Genomic DNA, 24,576 nt, shown 5'->3' on the forward strand with positions numbered 1-24,576 from the left:
CGTAGTCGCATTTTAAAGCATCTAATTCTTGTTACTTTGATTTTTCCGTTATCGTTAGGTTTTGCAACTTTTGCGATTCGTGAAAATTTATTTCCAACTCCTCCGTCCGTAAACTTCCTAGTTTTCAATAATCTCTGTTTGGGCCTGTGCGATTTTCTTATGATCCAATCTTGCGATGGTATATATATCCTTACTCGGTTTAACCCTTTCTGAAATTAATCGTTTTCCCTGTAAACACTCCGAAACAATTCCCCTTTCGGTTCTTTATCTCTTTTGGATTGTTTTATCAGAATTCAAAGTACTTCGTATTTGATATGATCTAATTTAGTAGGAAAACACGCATTTGTCAAGAGAAAAATGAGCGTTTTTATACACAAAGTTATCCACTTAAAATTACTGTTTATCAACAGTTTATTGTTTTGAAAATGTCGTTTTTGAGTGCTTTTTATGGGTTTTCGATTAGGTTATCAACATTGCTAAAATCACACTTATAAACAATTCGTAATATTTTGTTAATCAAACCATTACCCATTTTCTGCTTAAAAGTTTAAAAAAAGCAAAAAACTTAATTTTAATCGCAACAAAAAACTTCGCTATTATGTTATTTTTGTATCATGCAGATTAGGCAACCTATTAGAAATATACAAGACTTTTTATTGAGTACGTATTTTGCCGACGGTCTCCGCATCACCATTGGTGTACTGCTCCCCTCTTTAATTCTTGCCCAGTTTGGCATGTTAAAGTACGGTATGACTTTATCACTAGGCGCTTTATGTGTAAGTGTGGTAGATAGTCCGGGGCCAATGGTGCACCGAAGAAATGCAATGCTGATTACTACTGCGCTCATCTTTACCTTCTCTATCATAACGGGGTTAACCAACAAGAATCATTATTTTATTGGCTTTTTATTGGCTGTATCCAGTTTTGTATTTTCGATGTTTTACATCTACGGTATTAGAGCTGCATCGGTTGGTACCGCGGTTTTACTGATTATGGTATTAAGCATTGATGATGTACGCCCATGGCAAGAAGTATTGCTACATGCGGTTATGATCCTGGTAGGTAGCCTTTGGTATACTGGCTTAAGTTATTTTGTGTACCGCTTACGCCCCTTCCGTTTGGTGCAGCAATCGTTAAGCGATTCTATCTTGGAAGTTGCAGAGTTTCTACGCGAAAAAGCCAAGTTCTATCATCAAAATAACAATTACGATAAAACCTATTCAGATCTGTTGCAGCTTCAGGTTTCTGTTCATGAAAAACAGGATGCGGTAAGAGAATTGCTTTTTAGAACCCGCGAAATTGTAAGAGATTCTACTCCTAAGGGCAGATTTTTGTTGCTGGTATTTGTAGATATGGTCGATCTTTTCGAGCAGGTAATGTCTACCTATTATAATTACCAGCATTTGCACGATCAGTTTGATAAAGCAGGTATATTATCAGATTATGAAATGGCCATTAAGCGGATTTCGTATGCCCTTGATGATATTGCTTTCGCCTTAAAAAGTGGTGGAATACCCGTTGTTTCAAAACGTTTATTGATTGAGATTGAAAGGTTAAAGATCAAAATCAATAACCTGGAAAAGAACAATCAAAATCAGGAATACAATACCTTAGGCATAATTGCCCTGAAAAATATTGAGGTGAACATCGAAAATATACTATCAAGGGTTAAAACTATTTTCAGCTATTTTAAAATCAGAAACAGCAAAGATATTAGACAAGCTGAGGTAGATACAGAGAAATTTATCACCAGGCAAAAATTCGATTTTAAACTGTTTACAGAGAATTTAACCTATACTTCTTCTACTTTCAGGCATTCGTTACGGGTTACTGTGGTGATGCTTTTGGGGTTTATTGTGGCTCAGATTCTCAATTTCTCACATAGCTACTGGATTCTCCTTACCATTCTGGTAATTTCGAAACCGGGATTTAGTTTAACCAAAGAACGTAATTATCAACGTTTAATCGGCACCACGATTGGGGCGTTCATTGGTATGGGGGTGATTACTTATATCCACGATCGGAATACTTTATTTGTGATCCTATTAATCTGCATGATTGGCTGTTATAGTTTCCAAAGGAAAAATTACGTAGTGAGTGTGCTCTTTATGACACCATACATCTTAATCCTATTTGATTTTCTGGGTATGGGATCGATAGCGCTGGCACGCGAAAGGATTTATGATACTTTTATAGGCTCTGGTATTGCGCTATTGGCCAGTTATTCTTTATTCCCGACTTGGGAGCATGAAAAACTCAAAGAGGCCATGCTCGATATTTTAAAGGCTAATAAGGCTTATTATGGACAGGTGATTAAATTGTATTTTGAGAAAAACTACAATAGAACGGAATATAAACTGGCCCGGAAAGAAGTTTATGTAAGTACGGCAAACTTGGCTTCCCTGTTTCAAAGAATGTTTTCTGAACCAAAAAGCAAACAGTTGTTTATTAAAGAAGTACATCAGTTTACAGCGCTCAGCCATTTATTGTCTTCTTATGTTGCAACACTTTCGCTCTACAATAAGGAACATCAATTTATCTTCGAAAGTTTCGATTCCTTGAAGCCTATTGCCAACAATACCAATTATTTATTGGATATGTCTATTGAAAATCTGGAAAAAGGCGCCAGCACAATTGAGAATGTACCGTTGATCAGGCTAAATGATAACGGTTTAGCCATTAAAAAAGGAGAAGATTTGGTTCCCGAGCAATTCGACCTCATCCAGAAGGTAGCTTACGATATTTATAAGCTATCAGTGAAAATCAAGATTTAGATCGAATTTTATTACGCAAGTAATCATGTTATATTAGTTCAAGGTTTAAACTATCAAATACCTTGTATTAAAAACAAAGGCCACTAAAAATTGTTAAGTATCCATATTAAGAAAACATTATGGAAAAGCTATATACGGCTGAAGTTACAGCTACAGGAGGAAGAGACGGACACATCAAATCAAGTGATGGGATTTTAGATTTTGATTTAAGAAAGCCAAAAGAACTTGGCGGGCAAGGAGGTGCCACAAACCCAGAAGAATTGTTTGCTGCTGCCTGGGGGCCATGTTATTTGGGAGCCTTAGGCGGTGTAGCGGAGCGAGAAGGTGTTGATATTAGTGAAGCAAATATAAAAGTATTGGTTTCTTTTAATAAAGATGGTAATGCATTTGTTCTCTCTGCAGACCTGGATGTACATATTCCAGGGATTTCGCATGAGGAAGCACAGGCCTTGGCTGATAAAGCGCATAGGGCATGTCCGTATTCTAAAGCAACCAGAGGAAATATTGAGGTAAGGGTAACCGCAGTTTAAGGTGAAGCCAGATACCGTGATGTCAGATGTTACCATCTGACTGTTCAAGCAGATTTACAAATAGGATTCAACTCGGTGTCAGATAGAAATACCTGATACCGCTAAAAAAAAAAACCCGATTTTTACCGTGATGTCAGATGTTACCATCTGACTGTTCAAACAGATTTACAAATAGGATTCAACTTGGTATCAGATAGAAATACCTGATACCGCTAAAAAAAAATCCCGATTTTTACCGTGATGTCAGATGTTACCATCTGACTGTTCAAACAGATTTACAAATAGGATTCAACTTGGTATCAGATAGAAATATCTGACACCACTGAAAAAAGAAAGTCCCAATTTAGTCGGGACTTTTTGTTTATAATCTATCTTTGTGTCAGTTGGAAACAACCGACACCACGGATACCGACATCACGGATATCGGTTTATATTTTTTGATTAAACAGCTTCCTGTTCAACTTTCGTGTTTGCTGGCCTGCCATTTTTAAAGGCGTCGCGGGTTTTTAGTCCCAACAATTCAAACATGGCCATATCATCAACAAATGCAGGATTTGGTGTGGTTAATAATTTATCGCCTGCAAAAATAGAACTTGCCCCTGCCATAAAGCAAAAAGCCTGTTCTAATGTGCTCATTTCGTTTCTACCGGCTGATAAACGCACCACCGAGTTTGGCATTACGATTCGTGCTGTAGCAATCATTCTTACCATATCCCAGATTGGAACACGGGGCTGATTTTCCAAAGGAGTACCTTTTACGGGCACTAAAGCATTAACGGGAACTGATTCAGGATGTTTTTCCATGTTTGATAAAGTCTGCAACATTGAAACACGGTCTTCTACCGTTTCACCTAAACCGATAATACCACCACTACATACTGTTAATTTGGCTTTACGAACATTTTTAATGGTATTTAAGCGATCATCATAAGTTCTGGTCGAAATAATACGTTTGTAATCATCTTCAGAGGTATCGATGTTATGGTTATATGCATATAAGCCAGCATCAGCTAAACGTTGTGCCTGGTTTTCGGTAAGCATGCCTAAAGTACAGCAAACTTCCATATCCATATCATTCACGGCTTTCACCATTTCAATTACACGGTCAAAATCGCGGTTATCCCGTACTTCGCGCCATGCTGCTCCCATACATAAACGTGATGCGCCCCCCTCTTTTGCCTTAACTGCGGCGCTAACCACCTGGCTAACCTGCATCAATGGCTGAACTTCTAATTCGGTATGGTAGCGGGCTGCCTGTGGGCAATATGAACAGTCTTCAGCACAACCTCCGGTTTTGATTGAGATTAATGAACTTACCTGAACTTCATTGTAATCTTTATTTTCCCTGTGGATACTTGCGGCTTCGTAAACCAGATCTAAAAATGGTCTGTTATAAATTTCTTGTATTTCTTCTTTTGTCCAATCGTGTCTTGTTTTTTGCATCGGGATCAGATTTTACAGATTTAAAGTTTGTAGTCTAAGTTAAATTAACAGGCGCTCAATTTAGTTTTGCAAGTTTTAAATCTTGAAATCCTAAAATCAAGTAAATCCTGATTATAGTAAAAGTTTGCTGGCCAATCCTAAAATTAATAGGAAACCAAAAACGTCGGTAAAAGTAGTAATAATTATAGATGATGCAATGGCAGGATCGATACCTACCCGTTTTAAAATTAACGGAATACCAGCGCCCGTGATGCCTGCAATTACCAGGTTGCCCGTCATAGCCAGGAAGATAACCAATCCAAGCATTGGGTTTCCATCAAAAAAGTAAGCAAAAATAAATACGATTAATCCATTGGATGCACCATTTATTAAGCCTACGGTAAATTCTTTTAAAACGGTACGATAGGCCTGTTTATCAGTCAAGTCATAAAGTGAAATACGCCTTACGGTTACGGCAAGTGCCTGGGTAGCTGCATTTCCACCCATCCCCGCAATAATGGTCATGTAGGCCGCTAAGGAAGGAATTAACTTAATGGTTGGATCAAAATAACGTACTACAGATGAAGCTAAAAATGCTGTACCGAGGTTGATGATTAACCATGGCAAACGCGATTTTACCGCTTCTACCCAGTTACCGCTCAATTCTTCATCTTCTGATACCCCCGAAATTTTCAAGATATCTTCGGTACTTTCAGCCTCCATTACATCGATCACATCATCGAATGTTACCCTACCGAGTAATTTTTGGTGATCATCTATTACTGGAATACTGGTTAAGTTATATTGTGAAATTAGGTTCGCCACTTCTTCCTGATCGGTATCGGGATGCACATAAACTGCATCTATTTTAACCAATTCGGTTATTTTGGCATTGTGTTTTGCTTTAATAATGTCTTTTAACGAAACAATACCTTTAAAAATCTCCTCATCATCCACCACATAAATGGTGTAAAACTCCTCCATTTCTTCACTCTGCCGGATGATCTCGTCGATTGCATCTTTTTTAGTGAGGTTGATGTTTACACAGATCAGCTCCGTATTCATCAAACCACCCGCAGTTTTTTCGTCGTAAGTTAAAAGGTTCCGGATTTCTGAGGCATGATCTTCGGTAAGGTCTTCTAAGATCTCTTTCTGCTCATGATCCTCCAGTTGGGAAATGATGTCGGTCGCATCATCATAATCCAGTTCTTCAACAATCTCCGTACGTTTATTGGGATGGAGCTCAAAAAGTAAATCTTCCGGATGGGATTCTTCATCCATCTCAGAAATAATCTCAGAAGCTATTTCTGCTGGAAGCAGGTTGATAATATGCCGCTGTTCAGATTTATCTAAACGCTCAAACAAAATCGCGATTTCTGAGGCATGATACTCCTCTAAAACTACTTTTAAAGTTTCATCACCAGCTAAAATTGCATTTTTAACCTTGAGTACGTCGCTTTTATCTATTTCGAATGACTGCATCTATAACCTAACCAAAAACGCCCTAAAGCTACAAATATTAAAAATTGATTTTTATTAAAATTCTGTCTAATCTTTTCAAACTTATTAGTAGAATTTAGTCGTTGTTGCCTGTATTTTTTTTCTTTAACATTTCAAGGTGTTTTTTTGGATCAAAGTCTTCAACCATCCCACCATCAATTCCAACTTTAAGTGCCTCTCTCAAAATTTCGATTTTATTTTCTTCATCTTCCAACAATCTTAATCCTGCACGGATAACTTCGCTTGCATTTTTAAACCTTCCTTCAGATATCTTTTTACCAACAAATTTTTCAAAATGATGTCCTAAAACAACAGATGTATTTCTTCCCATTGTATCAATTTTAATCTAACTCTTAAAGTTACCAAAAATTGGTACATTCTAAAAGTAAAATCCCGTTTAAACTGACGTTTAATCCAATAAAAATAACTCTTTTCTTGATGCGATCGTCATGCTGAACTTGTTTCAGCATCTTTCTTATAAAATAGACCCTGAAATAAATTTACTTCGTAGCTTTCCGCTTTGCTACAGGTCAGGGTGACGATTATAAATTAAAATCTTCTCTATATCTTAAAGGCAGTATTAGTCTGAATGTTAACACTATTTAAACCAACCTTTACGCCAAAAATAAATCACTTGCAAAACCGCAATTACAGCCATTACAATCCAGGTGTACAAATAACCATGTTCGGCGTATAATTCGGGCATATTGTCTTTTAGTATCTTTCCGGTTGTAGGGTCTTCCCGACTAAAATTCATTCCGTAAATACCTGCAATAAAGGTTAATGGAATAAATATGGAAGAAATGATGGTCAAAACCTTCATGATTTCGTTCATCCGGTTACTGATAATGGATAAATTCATATCAATATTGGCTGAAGCAATCTCTTTTAATGATTCGATAAAATCAATGATCTGGATACAATGATCGTACGCATCCTTCATGTAGGTTTTGGTGAGATCTGATATTAACGGACTATCGGTACGGATAATATCATTCAGTTTATCACGCTCCGGCCAGGCTACTTTTCGGATCATGATTAACGACCTTTTAATCGCCTGTGTATCGTACATGATTCTCCTGTCAGGATGATCATATAAACGGTCTTCAATAGCATCCAGTTCTTCGCCCCAAAAATTTAATAAGGAAAAATAATTATCCACTATCACATCCATAATGGCATACATCAGGTAGCTAATACCACCTATACGAATGTTTCCCTTCCCTATTTCCAAACGTTTCCTAACGGGCTCAAAACAATCGGCATAAGTTTCCTGAAAGGTAATCAATGTACGTTCTGACAGGATGAAAGAAACCTGATCATTATTTAAAGTATTCTCCTCATTTAAAAACAGATGCCTGCTCACTGCAAAAATATACTTGTCATTATCATATTCATCCAGCTTGGGGCGCTGGTAAGAACTGGTAATATCTTCTAATACAAGCCTGCTGATACCTAATTTTGAATAAAGCGTTTCGAATATATTCGGATCTGCTAATCCTTTAATGTCAAACCAATAGCAGAAATCTTTATTTTCAATCAGTTTATCAATGTTATTGATATTCTCCAATTCCACTTTTTTATAACTTTTATCGTTATAAATATGAAGTACAATAATTGGCTTTAATGCATCTTCATCAATAGTGTATAAACCCGGGCTGGTACCTGGGGCTGGAACTTTATAGTGCTTATGGCGGTTACGCGGCTTGTTTTTTCCCATAATTATAAATATAGCCGGGCTTGCGGACCCTGGTTAAACAACAAATCTACAATACTTAAGTTGGGCAAAAATTGATGTCTATCTTCAAAAACCTGATAATATGGCTTATTTTTTACAATATCGTCCTCCTTTTTAGGATTCATAATGGTACGAAAATCAAGCTCAGGAGCAATATCATCAAAATATTCGGTGGTAACTCCGAAGCTTTTATTGAGCTTTAACTTTTTGGAGAGCCATTCTACCAATTCGAGGTTATAATCGAAAAGAAATTCAAATTTTTGATTATAAAACTGTGAAAGTTCATCTTCGTAAAACTCAAAATAGGCCGAACTTCTATAGCAACTTTCTAAGCTCAACCAATGTAAACGTTGCCATTTAAAGTCATAACTAATCCGCACATCTTTCATTTGCGTGTGTGTTTTTGAACCTTTAACCACAGGAACGGTAATATCGAGTTTTCCGTTTGGAGAATAAATACTGGCCCTGTTGCGGTAAGTTTGCTTCGCTAAATGTTCATGTTTTTCGATTAAAAAATCTACCTCCAGCTTTTGTAATAAACTAAAATAGCCTACGGGTGGAAGATAAAATAATGGAAGTATAGCTGTATTCTGCATTTGAAAATTTATGTTTGTAGTTGAAACGTTTTAAAAATAATGATTAAAAGAGGGATTGCGCACGTTGGCGTATTTTTTTTATACCTGTTATCGCTGCTGCCTTTATCTTTGCTCTTTTTTTTTGCAAGATTACTATATTATCTGCTTTATTACGTAATAGGCTATAGAAAAAAAGTTGTCAGGCAGAATTTAACCCACTCTTTTCCCGAAAAATCTCCAGTAGAAATTAAGGCTATTGAGAAAAAATTCTTCCTGTATTTAGCTGAACTTATTTTCGAAATTATTAAAATGAGCAGCATTTCAAAAGCTGAAACGCTAAAAAGGGTAAAGTTTACAGGACTGGAGCAGCTCGAAACCCATTTTGCGGCAGGAAAAAGTATATTGGCTTGTACAGGCCATTATGGTAACTGGGAATTGGGCACTTTAGCTTTGGGACTTAGTATTTCTGCCAAAACCATGGTAATTTTTAAACCCATCAAAAATAAAATTTTTGAAACCTGGTTTGATTGTATGCGAACAAAATATGGAAATGTTTTCATTGCCATGCGGCAAACTTTACGTGGGATAGCCGCTTATAAAAATGAACCTACGCTTTTATGTTTTGCAAGCGACCAATCGCCAACCAGAGAAGAAACCAAATATTATGTAGATTTTCTTCACCAGCCTACTGCCGCACTTTTAGGTGTAGAAAAAATTGCAAAATCTACTCAAAGACCGATATACTATTTTAAAGTTAACGTAGTAAAAAAAGGTTATTATCATGTAGAAGTTTTGCCCATGTGCCTCGATCCGGCTAACGTGGATGAGTTTGCGATTACGAATCTGTACTTTAAGTTTTTAGAAAATATTATCAAAGAACAGCCTCAATATTGGCTTTGGAGCCATAAACGCTGGAAATTTAAACCCGAATAAAAAGAATGAACCCATCAGTAGCCGTTGTAATTTTAAACTGGAATGGAAAAGCATATTTACAGCAGTTTTTACCCGGAATTTTGCTTTCTGAGTATGATAATCTGCAAATTGTTGTGGGCGATAATGCTTCCACCGATGATTCAGTTTTGTTTTTACAAGAAAACTTTCCTAGCGTTAAAATTATCCAGAACGACCAGAATTACGGTTTTGCTGGGGGCTATAACAAGGTTTTAGAACGTGTTGAGGCCGATTATTTTATTCTGCTCAATTCGGATGTAGAGGTAAGCCCTAATTGGATAAAGCCGGTAATTGATTTAATGGAAAGCGATGCACAGATTGCGGTAGCACAACCTAAAATTAAATGGCAGCTAAACAAGAAACAATTCGAGTATGCGGGTGCTGCCGGAGGTTATCTGGACATCTATTCTTTTCCTTTCTGCCGTGGCAGACTGTTTAATGTGTATGAGTTTGACAATGACCAGTACAATGATAAAACGGAAGTTTTTTGGGCCAGCGGAGCTGCATTTTTTATTAAAAGTAAATGTTGGCGAGAAGCGGGCGGTTTAGATGCCGATCTTTTTGCTCATATGGAGGAGATAGATCTGTGCTGGCGTTTAAAGAACCTGAATTATAAAATAATGTACTGTCCGGACGCCGAAGTTTACCATGTAGGCGGCGGAACTTTGCAGACAGAGAATCCTTTTAAAACTTATCTTAATTTCAGAAACAACCTCATCATCATGCAGAAAAACCTACCTGCAGGTGATGCCGTTTTCCGAATTACAATCAGGATGTTTATTGATTTTATTGCGTGGTGGCACTTTTTGCTTACCGGGAAATCTAAATTTACAATAGCGGTGAGCAAAGGCCACTGGCATTTTCTTAAATCGATTTCAAAAACGAACAAAAAGCGGAAAGCCGTTCAAAAAGCATATAGCGAACATGCTGGAGTATATAACAACAGCGTTGTATGGGCGTTTTTTATTAAGAAAATTAAATATTTTTCGAACTTAAAGTAAATTGCGAATAGTCATTCCAAGCTCGATCGGGAATCGTATTGCATGAACTTTAAGATTCCGTCTGCACGGGAATAACGACCAATCTTTTTTAACTTTAATTGAAGTGCTGTCAGATGTTGCCATCTGACAGAATTAATATCAGAATTTGAGTGCTGTCTGATGTTACCATCTGACAGTGGTACTAGGAGTAAATCAAACTAAAACTTGCGAAGTTCTTCCATCTCTTGGCCCCTTTAAACTTCGCAAGGAACTAACAAAATTTAAATCAACAAACTTTCAATAGCCAAACGGTAACCTTTTATGCCAAAGCCAGTTAAAACACCTTGACAGTTTTTACCGGTTAAAGAGACATGACGATATTCTTCGCGGGCATAAATATTAGATATGTGCACCTCAACCACAGGGGTTTTAATAGCTGCAATCGCATCAGTAATAGCAACGGAAGTATGGGTGTAACCTCCTGCATTAAGCACTACCCCATCATAACTAAAACCAACTTCATGCAATTTATTAATAATTTCGCCCTCAACGTTACTCTGATAGTATTCAATTTCTATATCCGGATAAACCGTTTTTAATTCTTTAATATAATCTTCAATACTGGTGTTTCCGTAAATAGATGGCTCGCGTACACCTAATAAGTTTAAGTTTGGGCCGTTAATAATTTGTATTTTCATAATATAATGTTGTAACGTTGCAATGTTATAAAAAATCTCAAATAAAAGCATGCTTTGGCCATCATATATTAAAGGATTTAAATCGTATTTAAAGCTAGAGCGGTCGTTATCTGGTAATTCTGTTGATGCCTATCTGAGCGATATTGATAAATTGATCCAATATTTTCAATCTTTGAATGAAGAGCCCAAACTAGCAGATATCACCATCATTGATCTAAAATCCTTTATCTCATGGCTGAATGTACTGGGTATGCAAGCGAGTACACAGGCCAGGGTAATATCAGGATTAAAAGCTTTCTTTGCCTATTTAATGCTCGAAGATGTAATTTCAAATGACCCTACAGCATTGCTCGAAGCACCAAAACTCAGCAGAAAATTACCAGATACTTTGAATATATACGAGATTAATGAACTTATTTCTGCCATAGATGCCTCAAAGCCTGAGGGCATGCGTAATAAAGCTATTATGGAAGTATTATACGGCTGCGGCTTGCGTGTAACAGAATTAACCGAACTCAGGATCTCAAATGTGTTCCCACTGATCGAATTTATAAAAGTAATTGGAAAAGGAAATAAAGAACGTTTAGTGCCCATTGGAAGCGTAGCTTTAAAACTTCTCGATATTTACATCAACGAAGTGCGTGTACATGCTAATATTAAAAAAGGACATGAAGATTTCATCTTTTTAAACCGTTTTGGCGCTAAACTTTCGCGTATTTCGATTTTTAACCTGATTAAAAGTCTGGCTATATCTACCGGATTAAAGAAAACAATCAGTCCGCATACATTAAGACATTCTTTCGCCACACATTTAATTGAAGGTGGTGCCGATTTACGCGCTGTACAGGAAATGTTAGGCCATTCTAGCATTACCACTACAGAAATTTATACGCACATTGATAGAGATTATTTAAGAGAGGTAATCACACAGTTTCATCCGAGGGCTTAGTTGAAGAGCAGAAAGACTAAAGCACCTTTAATTATAGATTCTGAAACAAGTTCAGGAGGACGAACGCCGAGGAATTTTAGTCCTTAGCAACAAATCTTTTGACCTCCGTCCTCGGACTTCAAACATCTTAAATCCCTGCCCTCACCATTCTGTCTTTTCCTTGCATGTCTTGCCTTAACTCAATATCAATAAATTCTTTAGCAGCTAACATTTCAATTGTTTCGTTACCTAAATATTCATTAATTTCGAAATAAAGTTGCCCGTTGGGTTTTAAGTTTGTTCTTGCAAAATCAGCAATAGCTTTATAAAATATTAAGGGGTTTTCGTCACGAACAAATAATGCTAAATGCGGCTCGTACACCAACACGTTATTATGCATATCCGCTTTCTCTAAATCCCTGATATAAGGTGGATTACTTACGATGATATCAAATTTTTCTTCAGATTTGAAAGTCAAAATGTCTGCTTCAATAAATTTGATCTTCACGTCCATCTGTTCTGCATTTTCTTTGGCTATAACGATGGCATTAGCAGAAACGTCCAATGTAGCTACTTCAGCTTTTGACAAATGTTTTTTAAGTGTGATGGGAATGCATCCAGAGCCGGTTCCAATATCAAGAATACTGATTTTATGGTTAGTATTAACCGAAAACTGCGGACTGTTATCCGAAATGATCCAATCTACCAGTTCTTCTGTTTCTGGCCTCGGGATAAGCACCTGTTCATTAACCTTAAACACAGCGCCATAAAAATGGGCTTCCTCTAAAATATGCTGAATGGGTTTTCCAATCTGCAAATCGTTAAGGATGCTTAAAAGTTTCTGCATATTGATAAAGCTGAGATCGATATCTTTTTGCATGATCAATTTAACTGAAGATATAGCCAAAACTTGCTCGGCAGCAATATTAAATAATGCTTTTGCTTCATTACTATCGTATAAAGGCTCAAGTTCGAGTTCATAATGCGCCGCTAATTCTCCTATCTTCATATGTACAAAATTACTTAATTGGGATGATAACAACTCTCTTTTGATAAGGCCATGACTCTTTTTTTACTACTTTTGCGCTAATGAGCGATGAATTTTATATAAAACGCTGTCTTGACCTAGCAGCCTTAGCTTTAGGGAATGTTAGTCCGAACCCGATGGTTGGCTGTGTTATTGTTGTAGACGGCAAAATTATTGGAGAAGGATATCATCAGGAATATGGAAAATCGCATGCCGAACCCAATGCCGTTAAAGCTGTTTTTGATAAACACGGCGATGAGGCCGAAAATCTCTTGAAACAGGCTACTGCTTACGTTAACCTGGAGCCATGTGCGCATTTTGGCAAAACGCCTCCCTGTGCTGATTTATTGGTAAAACACCAGCTAAAGAAAGTAGTGATTGGTAATAGAGATCCTTTTTCAGGGGTTGATGGCAAAGGTATCGAAAAAATAAGAAATGCAGGAATTGAAGTGGTGAGTGGAATTTTAGATGATGAATGCCGCTATTTCAACAGAAGATTTTTCACCAGGATACAAAAACAAAGGCCATATATCATTTTAAAATGGGCCGAAACCGCAAATGGTTATTTCGCAACAAAGGATGGTCACCAGAAATGGATCAGCGGCACTTTGGCCAAACGTTTGGCGCATCAGTGGCGTAGCGAAGAAGACGCAATCCTGATCGGCAAGCAAACTGCCATAATGGATAATCCGCAATTAACTTCGCGTGAATGGCCTGGTAAAAACCCCATCCGGCTGGTAATCGACAAGAACCTTCAGGTGCCAATAACGAACCATATCTTCAATGCAGCAGCCAAAACCATTATTTTTAATGAGGTTAAAACTGATGTTATTGAGAATATCCATTACATTCAGATGGAAGATATGCACTTTTATTTAGCGCAAAAAATCGCCTTTCAGCTTTACCTGATGGATATACAATCGGTAATTATTGAAGGTGGTGCCAATATTTTAAATCAATTTTTAAATACCAACCTATGGGATGAAGCACGTATTTTTACTTCATCTGCCAGCTGGAGCGATGGGGTTTCTTCTCCAAACATTAATGGAAATCTGCAGGAAATAGTACAAATCGGAAATGACAAACTCTCTATCTATCTAAACGACATCAAATAAATGATCTACATTATTTTAAGCATTTGCTGTAGTGTTACCGTAGCCGTTTTATTAAAGCTGGCAAAACGGTACCAAATCAGTATTATTCAAGCCGTTACCATTAATTATTTTACTGCATTAAGCTTATGTTTTCTTTTTTTCAAGCCCGATGTTAAACTGATCACCTCTACTGCACCATGGTCTATTTATATTGCATTGGCTATTCTATTGCCGTCGATATTTTTATTCCTTGCAGCATCGGTAAAAAACCTTGGCATTGTTAAAACAGATATCGCACAACGTTTATCGCTATTTATCCCGATACTGGCGGCTTATTTTATATTTAAAGAAGATTTTAATAACCTGAAAATTATTGGCCTGGCGATTGGTTTTGTGGCTATTTTTTTAACTTTTCTTCGGAAATCTGATCAGGAAGAAAGCAATAAAGGAAGCCTGCTCTACCCCATTATGGTTTTCTTCGGTTTTGGGGCAATCGACATCCTTTTTAAACAAATTGCATTATATAGAGAATTGCCTTATACCACCTCGCTTTTTACTGTTTTTTGCCTGGCATTTATTGTTTCATTGCTTATTGTAATTTCGATGGTAATGGCTGGCAAAATAAAAATACAACTGGTAAATGTACTTTGCGGATTTATTTTAGGCTTCTTCAATTTTGGGAATATCCTTTTTTACATGAAAGCCCATAAAGCGTTGGCAGAAAATCCATCTACCGTTTTTGCAGCGATGAATTTAGGTGTAATCATAGTAGGTACCTTAATTGGTGTTATTGTTTTTAAAGAAAAGCTGAGCAAGTTAAATTACGCAGGTATCATCTTCGCTATTGCTGCTATTATTTTCATTACACTATCGCAAAATGCTGTTCGATGATTCTTATAAAACCATCGAAGGTGCCTCAGAGGGTATCTTTCGAGATAAAGGGAGCAAATTTATTGCATACGCCTATCCAATCCGCAGTGAAGTAGAATTAAAGCCGGTTATCACCAAACTTCGCGCAGAACATGTAAAGGCCAATCATTTTTGTTATGCATATCGTTTAACACCAGATCGATCTATTTATCGAATGAATGATGATGGCGAACCTTCGGGTACCGCAGGCAGGCCTATTCTGAACTGTTTATTATCAGCAGATATTACGAATACATTAATTGTTGTTGTACGTTATTTCGGTGGAACCTTACTGGGGGTTCCAGGTTTAATTAATGCATACAAAACGGCTAGTGTTGAGGCAATTAAATCAGCTTCGATTATCAGCAAAACCGTGAATGATGTTTATGAAGTGCATTTCGATTACCTTCTGATGAACGATGTAATGAAGTTGAGCAAAGAGGAGAACTTACAGATTTTGGCGCAACAGTTTGATACCAATTGTATATTGAAATTTGAAGTCAGAAAAGCACAACTCAACCAGGTTTTAAGTAAATTTGATAAAATTGAAGGTGTTAAATTAAAATACCTGCAAACCGTTTAATAACCACAGATTAAAAGGGTGAACACAGATGAAACCTGAGTGAATCATCGAAATCAGCGGGCTAAATAAACCAAATATGAAAATATCCGAAAGCGACTTAATCATCAATCCTGATGGCAGCATATACCACTTAAACCTTTTACCTGGTGATATTGCCGATACTGTAATTACCGTTGGCGATCCTGACCGCGTTGGCGAGGTAAGCAAATATTTCGACAAAATAGAATTTAAAAAAGGTAAACGCGAATTTATCACCCATACCGGTTATTTGGGCAAAAAACGTGTTACTGTACTTTCAACAGGTATTGGTACCGATAACATTGATATTGTTTTTAATGAGTTAGATGCCCTGGTTAATGTTGATTTTGAAACCCGTGAAATTAAAAAAGAGCTTACTTCATTAAATATTATCAGAGTGGGTACCTCTGGCGCTGTTCAACCGGATATCCCGATGGGAACAATTTTAGCTTCTTCTTACGGCTTAGGGATGGATGCCTTAATGAATTATTACCTTCAACAATTATCTGGTGATGAACAGATTTTAATGGATGATATCAAAGCACACTTTGGGCATCTTAAAAATATCAATCCTTATTTAACTGCAGCGAGTGAAACATTATTGAATACGATTGGAAAAGACATGGCGAAAGGCATAACCATTACAGCGCCTGGCTTTTATGCTCCACAAGGTAGAATTGTACGTGCTAAAAATGAGGTTCCCGATTTTATTGGCTTGATTAATAGTTTTAAAAGCAATCAGCACCGCATTACCAATCTGGAAATGGAAACCGCGGGGATTTATGCACTAGCTAAAGTTTTGGGTCATAACGCAATTTCAGTAAATGCCATTTTAGCCAGTCGCGTAAATTTCGAATTTAGCAAAGAACCAAACAAAATTGTAGCGCAAGCGATAAAAATGGTGCTTGAAAGAATTTAGTTATGGCGGATTCATCACTAATATTAACTTAAGTGTTCTAAGATGTCTCAGATGGTAAAAAACAAGCCTAACGCACACACAAACCTCTAAAACATGAATTCATGCAAAAAACCAGAAGTGTCAGATGGCAACATCTGACACCACGGAAAAATAAAAAGAAAGCTATATCATAAATATAGAATTGTCATCCTGAGCTTGTCGAAGGACATACTTTAGATGTCTTACAAGGTGTTTCGACAGGCTCAACATGACAAATTCAAAGCAAATTACAATTTATGATACAGCCTCTTATACTTTTCGTATCTTCTCCTTTACCAATTCATTGCCTTCAGCACCCAAATAAGTACAGGTCATTTCTTCGAGGTCGGTTACCCATTTCTCTACACCCGCATCTGCAGCTTGCTTGCAAAAGGTAAAATAATCGGTTTCTCCCTGCTGATGTATTTTCAAAGCATGCGCTAATTTATCAGAAGAAGATTCTGTATTAATCGTCAGCGTTGGATACTCATCAGGACTTACCTGTTGAGCGTTGTCTTCATCATCAAAATAAATCGATAAACCGTTTGATACATATACATCGTTTCGCTTAACACCCATTTCCTTAATTTCTTTAATAAACTGAGGAAAATCTGCACCAGTTTTAATTTTTGATTCTGCTGCCCGGATGTCTTCGATGGTGAACATAATCTATCTGTTTAATGAAACTTTGTAAATTGTAGTTTGCGTGTACAAATCATCCGGTCTTAAAATGGTACTAGGAAAAGTTGGAACATTAACGGCATTTGGGTGGTGTTGTGTTTCTACACAAAAGGCTCCATAACTGTCATAATCTTTTCCACCCTTACCATTTTTTACGCCTAAATATTTCGCTGTGTACAAATGGGCTACCGGTTCGGTTGTATACACACTTAAAACTAAACCGCTTTCTTCTTCAATTGTTTTACTTGCTAACGATAAATCACCGTAGATTTTATCCAAAACGAAAGTTTGATCGTATCCTTCATCTTCATTCCAATCCTGCCCTATTGCTTTAGATTTAGTAAAATCCAATGGTGTTCCCTCAACAGGAATTAATGTACCGGTTACCGAATAATTATCATCTTGTTCCAAATAATTTGAAGCGAAAATCTGTTGCTTATGGTTTTTGATGTTTCCACCCTCAGGCGCCAGGTTAAAATAACTATGGTGCGTTAAGTTAATGGCTGTAGCTTTATCTGTTTCGGCTTCATAACTTAAAATCAACTCATCATTTTCAGTCAGTTCGAAAGTTAAATCAATAACCAGGTTTCCAGGGAAATTTTCCTCTCCATCTACACTTTCATATTGCAGGGTAACTGAAGGTTGAGGCCCATCATTAATTTCAACAATATCCCAAACTTTTTTATCAAAGCCTACAATACCACCATGCAGGGTATCGGTACCGGCATTTTGTGCCAGCTGATAGGTTTCATCATCAATAACGAGTCTTCCATTTTTTATGCGGTTGGCATATCGGCCAACTATAGCGCCAAAATAAGGGTAGTTTGCCAAATAAGCAGGATCAAGGTATTCTTCAAAAGTATCGAAACCAAGAACGATATCCTGTTTTTCGCCTTTAGCATTCTTAACTACAAATTTGTTGATAATGGTGCCATAATTGAATATTTTGACATAAGTGCCTTTACTGTTGGTTAGTTCGATTGCGATAACTTCTTCGCCATCAATAATTTTTCCGGTGGGTATTTGCTGAACGCTCATAAATTGTAACTTAGGGCTTTTGTTTCCTAAACAAACATACTATTATTAATGCTTTTTATAAATATATTTTAGCCAAATGAACATTAACCTCGAGGAAAAATTTGCAGAACAATACCATAAAAAAGCTGATGCCGTTTATTTTACCCCCGGGCGTGTTAACCTGATAGGCGAACATATTGATTATAATGGCGGTTTGGTTATGCCATGTGCCATTACCTTGGGAACCTGGGTAGCCATTGCCTCAAATAATGATCATAAATTCAGGTTTAAAAGCTTAAACTTTGAAGTTCAAACTGAGGTAACAAGTAATACCACAAACGATAAAGATGGCAACTTATGGGCCAATTACCCTATAGGTGTGATCAACGAATTTATTAAGGATGGAAAAGAAATTAATGGCGTGGATTTTCTGTTTTATGGAAATATTCCAATCGGATCAGGGCTCTCCTCTTCAGCTTCTATCGAAATTGCCACTGCTTATGCTTTAAATATTTATTTTAATCTTGGTTATGATCAACTGGAACTGGTTAAAATCGCCAAACGCGTTGAGAATGATTTTATAGGCTTAAATTCTGGTATTATGGATCAGTTTGCAGTTGCTTTTGGCGAAAAAAACAAAGTGATTGTTTTAGACTGTGAGACCTTAAAATATAAAATGGTTGATGTTGACCTGGGCAATTATGTTTTGGCCATCATCAATACCAATAAACCAAGAGAATTAGCAGATTCGAAATACAACGAGCGAGTAGCAGAATGCCAAACCGCACTGAAATTGCTGAACCAGGAAATAACACTCCATTATCTTTGCGAATTAACCGCTGAGAAATTTGCATTACACAACCATTTAATAACAGATGAAACGATTTTAAACCGCGCAACACATGTGGTTAAAGAAAATGATCGGGTTCATTTAGCAGCTAAAGCCTTAAACGGCGGAAACCTGGAAGAATTTGGCCGCTTGATGTATGCCTCGCACGAATCATTAAAAACATTATATGAAGTAAGCGGAAAAGAATTGGATACAGTTGTAGATTTTTGCACAGATTATGAGCATGTTATAGGTGGCCGTATGACCGGTGCCGGATTTGGCGGATGTGCAATAGCTTTGTTAGAGAAAGGCTTTGAAGAAGACTTTGCAAAACATTTAACCGATTATTACGTAGATAAAATTGGTTACCCCGCTGCGATTTACATTAGCGAAATTGGCAATGGCCCACATTTAACAACAGATACTTATGGATAAGCACAGTTCCGAAATTATATCTAATCGGCGTAATCCCACTATCTGTATAATCAATTAAAATAATGAGAAAATTAAAATTAGACGAGCTTAATCGTCCGGATATTGAAGCGTTTAAAGCACAGGAAAAATTACCTGTTGTGGTGGTGTTGGATAATGTGCGCAGTATGCACAACGTAGGTTCTATATTCCGCACAGCTGACGGGTTTGCATTGGAAAAAGTTATCCTTTGTGGTATAACGGCTCAACCACCGCACCGCGAAATTGAGAAAACAGCGCTAGGCGCTACACAATCTGTAGATTGGATTCATTATACCGATACCTTACAGGCAGTTGATGCCTTAAGGGCCTTGGGTTATGAGATCATTGCAATAGAACAAGCCGAAAACAGTACCATGCTGAATACTTTCCAGCCTGATCAGGATAAAAAATATGCACTGATTTTTGGAAACGAGGTTGATGGTGTGAGCGACGAAGTGATGGCAAAAATTGATGAATGTATCGAAATTCCTCAATTTGGAACCAAACATTCCTTTAACATCGTAATCTCTGCCGGTATTGTTTTTTGGGATTTCTTCGCTAAATTGAGGCTGTAATTCATCTATTTTTTAACCACAAAGAACACAGAGAAAGGGCGCAGAGAACACAATATTGATCAGACTTATAAAATGGAAAATTTATTATTAAAAAAACTTCAGGTTAAACCTGGCTACGTAGTTAAGGTGCTAGATGCTCCAGAACAAGCGATCGCTATATTTGGCGATATCCCTTCCGATATTATTATAAATTATAATAATGAAGTTGCTTTTAATGTATTGATTACCTTTACTATAAACAAAGATCAGCTTAATAAACAAATTCAAAGTAATCTTAAAAAGATAGATGCAAAAACCATCATCTGGGTGTTCTATCCAAAGAAAACTTCAAAAATAAAATCAGATCTTGACCTGATGAAAAGCTGGGAAGAACTAAATACTTTCGGTTTAACACCCTGTGCTTCTGCTGCAGTAAATGAAACCTGGACTGCCCTGCGTTTAAAATTCATCACTGAGGTAAAGCCATCAGGTATGAGAAACGATCATATTAAAACCAACGAATTTGGCGGATATATAGATCCAGTGAATAAAACCGTTAAACTCCCTGAAGATTTAAAAACCCTCTTAGAAAGCCACCCTAAAGCATTAGACTACTTTAACCAACTTGCTTACTCCCACAGGAAAGAATACGTACTTTGGCTTTTATCTGCGAAACAGGAAAAGACGCGTACAAACAGGCTCGAAAAAACACTGAAGATGTTACTGAACAATAAGAGAAATCCGTCAGACAAGTAGAATTTAAACTACTACATAAAGATTATTTTTAATTTTTTGTATAGAATACTATACAAAAATCAACATGATTTCAGTTACGTAGTAATATTTTTGCGAAATTTATTTACCCTCCTAATCTTCTGATAACATGCTATTTGTAAGAAAAATAATGCTTTTGGCAGGGTTTTTTCTTAGTCCATGCAAAACAGTATGATGTAAAAACTGTTAAGAGACTAATATTTACAAAATAGAAAAACATGAATACAAGAATTACTAAATCAACAATGTTGATTGCTTTATTAGGTTTATCATCACAATTATTTGCACAGGAAACGCCAACTAGCACAAGCGCGGCGGGCCGTTTCTCTCCTACTCAATTCCGTACCTGGTCTATAGGTGTTCATGGAGGTTTATTAACCCCGAGAACTATTTTTGGCAATTCGAACCATCAATTTGAAACTCCGGTTGAGCACATCGGTTATGGTGGTTACATTAAAAAACAAATTTTACCCTCTTTAGGTATTCAAGCCGATTTTTTGGGTGGTAAGGTTGAAGAGTTAAGAATGGCCAATGGAGTTGACGCAAATGGAAATACTACTTATGCTGCAAACACGGGTTACAAAACCAATATCCAATGGTCGGGTGCTTTATCTGCAGTTTGGAATGTAGCAAACATTAGCATCAACCAAGAAAATGCAGTACTTATCCCTTATTTAAAAGCTGGTGCTGGTTATATGTCGTCAGGCGCTACCACAACTCCTAATACCAATGATGCTGGTTCTTACAGAGAAGGTTGGTTTGTACCGGTTGGTGCTGGTTTAAAACTAGGTGTAGCTAAAGGTATCAATGTAGATTTAGGTTACGATGTTAACTTTGTTAAATCGGCTAAATTTGATGGATTTAATGGTTCTACAAACGATAGGTTTGCCTATGCACACGCTGGTTTAGAGTTTGCCATTGGAGATAAATCAAAACCTCAGTTACAAAACTATAGCTCATTGGCCAATTTAAACAAGCAAACTGCTGAAGAAAGTGCTGAATTAAGAAGAGCATTATCTACCGCTGAGCAAAATGCACAACGCGATAGAGCACAATATGCTAAAGATTTAGGCGATGATGATAATGATGGTGTTGCAAACAAATTCGACAAATGTCCTGGTACTAGATCGGGTACTGTTGTTGATGGTTCTGGTTGTCCGATCAAAGTTCAACGTGAAATCATTAAAGAAACCAAAGTAATTACCGAGGCTGACCGTAAAGTTGTTAAAGATGCGATTTCTAACTTAGAGTTCGATTTAGGTAAATCAACTATCCGTTCTAAATCATTTGCTACTTTAAATCGTGTTGCTGGTTTATTGGTTGAGAAAAACTTCAGCTTAAAATTAGCTGGTCATACTGATAATACTGGCAGCAGAGAATTAAACTTACGTTTATCTAAAGACAGAGCAGAATCGGTAAAAGCTTATTTAGTATCTCAAGGTGCCAATGCATCAAGAATCGAAGCTACAGGTTACGGACCTGACCAACCAATTGCAACAAACAAAACAGCAGCTGGCCGTCAACAAAACCGTCGTGTAGAGTTTACTTTATACTAATGGTAAATAAAGGTTAACAAAAAGAGGCTGTATCATAAAGGCGATTTCACCTCAAATGCTGTCATGTTGTCCAAAGGACTCCTACGGAGAGCTTGTTGAAACACCTCAAAGAGTATTTAATAGGCCCTTCGACAGGCTCAGGATGACAAATCTATATTTATGATACAACCTCTTTTCTATCTACGTTGCTTTGTGCTGAATTTATTTCACTGTTGTCCGGTTAAAATTGATATAGAAAATAAATGGAGGTTTATTAGTTAGCTAATTTGTTTATGTTTTAAAATCTATTTCCAAGGTTCCCAATTTTAAACGGTTAGGGTGTGGACCTTGATCCCGCCCTTGTTTCGTCGTTCATCTTGCCGGGACTGGGCTCAGTGGGTATCAGTTGAAAAAGCGTGATGGTGAAAGAATGCACAATGAAGCGTTTATCATATTTCTTTAACCGGCTGTCTGGTAAAAGATGCTGATACCGTTTATACAAAAGCTCGTAATGAAACAAGGTCGGTATGACCAACCGCATAAAAACAAAAAAGGTCGTGGTGCAAACCACGACCCTAAAAATATAGAATTTAAACCTACTATGCGTATGCAACTGCATCTTTCGATGTCAGTTTAGTTGTTCCCATTAAGTATTCGTCTACCTTACGGGCGGCCTCTCTACCTTCAGATATGGCCCAAACTACTAATGATTGTCCGCGGCGAACATCACCTGCAGCAAAAATCTTAGCAATATTGGTTTGGTAAGTGTGTTCAGATGCTTTTACGTTTCCGCGGTTATCCAATTCCACACCTAATTTCTCAATTAAACCTTCTTTTTGAGGATGTAAGAAGCCCATTGCTAAAAGTACCAGTTCGCATGGAAGATCTCTTTCGGTACCAGCCACTTCTTTAAAAGTAACCGGACGTCCGTTTGCATCAATTTCCCATTCTACATCAACTACTTTTAATGCTTTAAGGTTCCCTTTTTCATCAGCAATAAAGTTTTTAGTATTTACCGACCAAGCCCTTTGTGCACCTTCTTCGTGAGAAGAGGTATTTTTTAGCAACATTGGGTAATTTGGCCAAGGCATATGCTCGTTACGTGCCTGTGGCGGCATTGGCATAATCTCAAACTGTGTAACTGATTTCGCACCATGACGGTTTGAAGTACCAATACAGTCAGATCCCGTATCGCCACCACCAATTACGATTACATTTTTACTTGTAGCCATAATATCTTCCGCTTCAACGGCTCTGCTCGCTACACGTTTATTTTGTTGTTTCAAGAAATCCATTGCAAAGTGAACCCCTTTGGCAGAACGGCCATCAATTGGTAAATCGCGTGGAATAGTTGAACCACCAGCCAATACAATCGCGTTGAAATCGCGCAACAATGTACCTATCTCAACATTCTCGCCAACATTGGCATTACATTTAAAAATAATACCTTCTTCTTTCATTAAATCGATACGGCGATCTACTACATTTTTCTGTAGTTTGAAATCAGGAATACCGTACCTCAATAAACCACCTGGCGCATCGTCACGCTCGAAAATGGTAACTTCATGCCCAACCTTATTTAACTGAGCAGCAGCAGCTAAGCCCGCAGGACCTGAACCAATTACAGCTACTTTTTTACCAGTTCTGATTAATGGTGCTTTTGCTTTGATAAATCCTTTTTCGAAAGCAATTTCGATGATATGTTTTTCAATTTCCTCGATAGAAACCGGCGGGCGGTTAATGCCTAATACACATGCTGATTCGCATGGTGCAGGGCAAATTCTACCTGTAAATTCAGGGAAATTATTGGTGCTTAATAAAATATTTGCAGCTAATTCCCATTTGCCCTGATAAACGGCGTCGTTAAATTCTGGTATCACGTTACCCAATGGGCAGCCTGATTGGCAGAAAGGTACGCCGCAATCCATACAACGGGCAGCTTGATTATTTAATTCTTTTGAGGGTAATTCATTTAGAAATTCCCCATAGTGTTTTACACGTGTTGCAGCCTCTTCTCTGGTGGGCGCAACTCTATCGTATTCTTGAAATCCTGTTACTTTTCCCATGGC

General features: G+C 37.3%; 23 protein-coding genes. 13 read left to right on the forward strand and 10 right to left on the reverse strand.

The genetic code is table 11. The features are described from left to right. Positions 1 to 614: 614 nt before the first annotated feature. Both AW17_RS01780 and AW17_RS01785 read left to right on the forward strand, forming a co-directional pair. Positions 615 to 2,774 (forward strand): FUSC family protein, encoded by a 2,160-nt coding sequence (locus tag AW17_RS01780; protein WP_029274377.1) that lies wholly within the window; start codon positions 615 to 617, stop codon positions 2,772 to 2,774. A gap of 119 nt (positions 2,775 to 2,893) precedes the next feature. Continuing rightward, positions 2,894 to 3,304, forward strand: a complete 411-nt coding sequence (locus tag AW17_RS01785; RefSeq protein WP_029274378.1) for an organic hydroperoxide resistance protein — start codon at positions 2,894 to 2,896, stop codon at positions 3,302 to 3,304. 441 nt (positions 3,305 to 3,745) lie between these two features. Here the strand turns inward: AW17_RS01785 and bioB are convergent, their stop codons facing one another. The 5 genes from bioB to AW17_RS01810 form a co-directional block, all read right to left on the reverse strand. Next, complete coding sequence (gene bioB, locus AW17_RS01790) at positions 3,746 to 4,747, reverse strand: biotin synthase BioB (protein ID WP_029274379.1); 1,002 nt, start codon at positions 4,745 to 4,747, stop codon at positions 3,746 to 3,748. 111 nt (positions 4,748 to 4,858) lie between these two features. Then, positions 4,859 to 6,208 (reverse strand): magnesium transporter, encoded by a 1,350-nt coding sequence (mgtE, locus tag AW17_RS01795; RefSeq protein WP_029274380.1) that lies wholly within the window; start codon positions 6,206 to 6,208, stop codon positions 4,859 to 4,861. Between the two features lie 94 nt (positions 6,209 to 6,302). Further along, the gene (locus AW17_RS01800) at positions 6,303 to 6,557 is read right to left on the reverse strand and encodes a type II toxin-antitoxin system ParD family antitoxin (protein ID WP_029274381.1); all 255 of its coding nucleotides are present in this window, start codon (positions 6,555 to 6,557) and stop codon (positions 6,303 to 6,305) included. 267 nt (positions 6,558 to 6,824) lie between these two features. Continuing rightward, the gene (gene corA / locus AW17_RS01805; protein ID WP_029274382.1) at positions 6,825 to 7,946 is read right to left on the reverse strand and encodes a magnesium/cobalt transporter CorA; all 1,122 of its coding nucleotides are present in this window, start codon (positions 7,944 to 7,946) and stop codon (positions 6,825 to 6,827) included. 2 nt (positions 7,947 to 7,948) lie between these two features. Continuing rightward, the gene (locus AW17_RS01810) at positions 7,949 to 8,560 is read right to left on the reverse strand and encodes a WbqC family protein (RefSeq protein ID WP_029274383.1); all 612 of its coding nucleotides are present in this window, start codon (positions 8,558 to 8,560) and stop codon (positions 7,949 to 7,951) included. 39 nt (positions 8,561 to 8,599) lie between these two features. Between AW17_RS01810 and AW17_RS01815 the strand changes: the two genes are divergently transcribed. Then, positions 8,600 to 9,472, forward strand: coding sequence for a lysophospholipid acyltransferase family protein (locus AW17_RS01815; RefSeq protein ID WP_029274384.1), 873 nt, complete (start codon positions 8,600 to 8,602; stop codon positions 9,470 to 9,472). Between the two features lie 5 nt (positions 9,473 to 9,477). Further along, positions 9,478 to 10,491 carry a glycosyltransferase family 2 protein gene (locus AW17_RS01820; RefSeq protein ID WP_029274385.1) on the forward strand — a complete coding sequence of 338 codons (1,014 nt, stop codon included), beginning with the start codon at positions 9,478 to 9,480 and terminating at the stop codon, positions 10,489 to 10,491. A 260-nt stretch (positions 10,492 to 10,751) separates the two neighbouring features. Here the strand turns inward: AW17_RS01820 and aroQ are convergent, their stop codons facing one another. Continuing rightward, positions 10,752 to 11,168 (reverse strand): type II 3-dehydroquinate dehydratase, encoded by a 417-nt coding sequence (gene aroQ / locus AW17_RS01825; protein ID WP_029274386.1) that lies wholly within the window; start codon positions 11,166 to 11,168, stop codon positions 10,752 to 10,754. A gap of 49 nt (positions 11,169 to 11,217) precedes the next feature. Between aroQ and xerD the strand changes: the two genes are divergently transcribed. Beyond that, positions 11,218 to 12,117 (forward strand): site-specific tyrosine recombinase XerD, encoded by a 900-nt coding sequence (xerD, locus tag AW17_RS01830; protein WP_029274388.1) that lies wholly within the window; start codon positions 11,218 to 11,220, stop codon positions 12,115 to 12,117. Positions 12,118 to 12,244: 127 nt separating this feature from the next. On the opposite strand, the gene prmC is transcribed toward xerD, so the two are convergent. Then, positions 12,245 to 13,105, reverse strand: a complete 861-nt coding sequence (gene prmC, locus AW17_RS01835; protein WP_029274389.1) for a peptide chain release factor N(5)-glutamine methyltransferase — start codon at positions 13,103 to 13,105, stop codon at positions 12,245 to 12,247. 80 nt (positions 13,106 to 13,185) lie between these two features. Here prmC and ribD point away from each other — a divergent pair, with 80 nt between their 5' ends. The 4 genes from ribD (at position 13,186) to AW17_RS01855 (ending at position 16,646) form a co-directional block, all read left to right on the forward strand. Next, complete coding sequence (ribD, locus tag AW17_RS01840) at positions 13,186 to 14,238, forward strand: bifunctional diaminohydroxyphosphoribosylaminopyrimidine deaminase/5-amino-6-(5-phosphoribosylamino)uracil reductase RibD (RefSeq protein ID WP_029274390.1); 1,053 nt, start codon at positions 13,186 to 13,188, stop codon at positions 14,236 to 14,238. After that, the gene (locus AW17_RS01845) at positions 14,239 to 15,108 is read left to right on the forward strand and encodes a DMT family transporter (protein ID WP_029274391.1); all 870 of its coding nucleotides are present in this window, start codon (positions 14,239 to 14,241) and stop codon (positions 15,106 to 15,108) included. Beyond that, a complete protein-coding gene (locus tag AW17_RS01850) occupies positions 15,095 to 15,709 on the forward strand; it encodes an IMPACT family protein (RefSeq protein WP_029274392.1) in 615 nt (204 codons plus the stop codon). Before AW17_RS01845 ends, AW17_RS01850 begins: the two co-directional genes overlap by 14 nt. A 76-nt stretch (positions 15,710 to 15,785) precedes the next feature. Next, positions 15,786 to 16,646, forward strand: coding sequence for a nucleoside phosphorylase (locus AW17_RS01855; RefSeq protein ID WP_029274393.1), 861 nt, complete (start codon positions 15,786 to 15,788; stop codon positions 16,644 to 16,646). A gap of 288 nt (positions 16,647 to 16,934) precedes the next feature. Here AW17_RS01855 and AW17_RS01860 read toward each other — a convergent pair whose 3' ends face one another. Further along, positions 16,935 to 17,330 carry a DUF1398 domain-containing protein gene (locus AW17_RS01860; RefSeq protein ID WP_029274394.1) on the reverse strand — a complete coding sequence of 132 codons (396 nt, stop codon included), beginning with the start codon at positions 17,328 to 17,330 and terminating at the stop codon, positions 16,935 to 16,937. A 3-nt stretch (positions 17,331 to 17,333) separates the two neighbouring features. Beyond that, a complete protein-coding gene (locus tag AW17_RS01865) occupies positions 17,334 to 18,383 on the reverse strand; it encodes an aldose epimerase family protein (RefSeq protein ID WP_029274395.1) in 1,050 nt (349 codons plus the stop codon). Between the two features lie 76 nt (positions 18,384 to 18,459). Between AW17_RS01865 and AW17_RS01870 the strand changes: the two genes are divergently transcribed. The 4 genes from AW17_RS01870 (at position 18,460) to AW17_RS01885 (ending at position 22,528) form a co-directional block, all read left to right on the forward strand. Beyond that, positions 18,460 to 19,626 carry a galactokinase gene (locus tag AW17_RS01870; protein ID WP_029274396.1) on the forward strand — a complete coding sequence of 389 codons (1,167 nt, stop codon included), beginning with the start codon at positions 18,460 to 18,462 and terminating at the stop codon, positions 19,624 to 19,626. A gap of 62 nt (positions 19,627 to 19,688) precedes the next feature. After that, positions 19,689 to 20,219 (forward strand): RNA methyltransferase, encoded by a 531-nt coding sequence (locus AW17_RS01875; RefSeq protein ID WP_029274397.1) that lies wholly within the window; start codon positions 19,689 to 19,691, stop codon positions 20,217 to 20,219. Between the two features lie 72 nt (positions 20,220 to 20,291). After that, positions 20,292 to 20,954: a YdeI/OmpD-associated family protein gene (locus AW17_RS01880; protein WP_029274398.1), complete on the forward strand. Its 663-nt coding sequence runs from the start codon at positions 20,292 to 20,294 to the stop codon at positions 20,952 to 20,954. 236 nt (positions 20,955 to 21,190) lie between these two features. After that, the gene (locus AW17_RS01885; protein WP_029274399.1) at positions 21,191 to 22,528 is read left to right on the forward strand and encodes an OmpA family protein; all 1,338 of its coding nucleotides are present in this window, start codon (positions 21,191 to 21,193) and stop codon (positions 22,526 to 22,528) included. A 578-nt stretch (positions 22,529 to 23,106) separates the two neighbouring features. Here AW17_RS01885 and AW17_RS01890 read toward each other — a convergent pair. After that, positions 23,107 to 24,573, reverse strand: coding sequence for a glutamate synthase subunit beta (locus tag AW17_RS01890; protein ID WP_029274400.1), 1,467 nt, complete (start codon positions 24,571 to 24,573; stop codon positions 23,107 to 23,109). Positions 24,574 to 24,576: the final 3 nt, after the last annotated feature.

Source organism: Pedobacter borealis DSM 19626 (assembly GCF_000708285.2).
Lineage (GTDB): Bacteria > Bacteroidota > Bacteroidia > Sphingobacteriales > Sphingobacteriaceae > Pedobacter > Pedobacter borealis.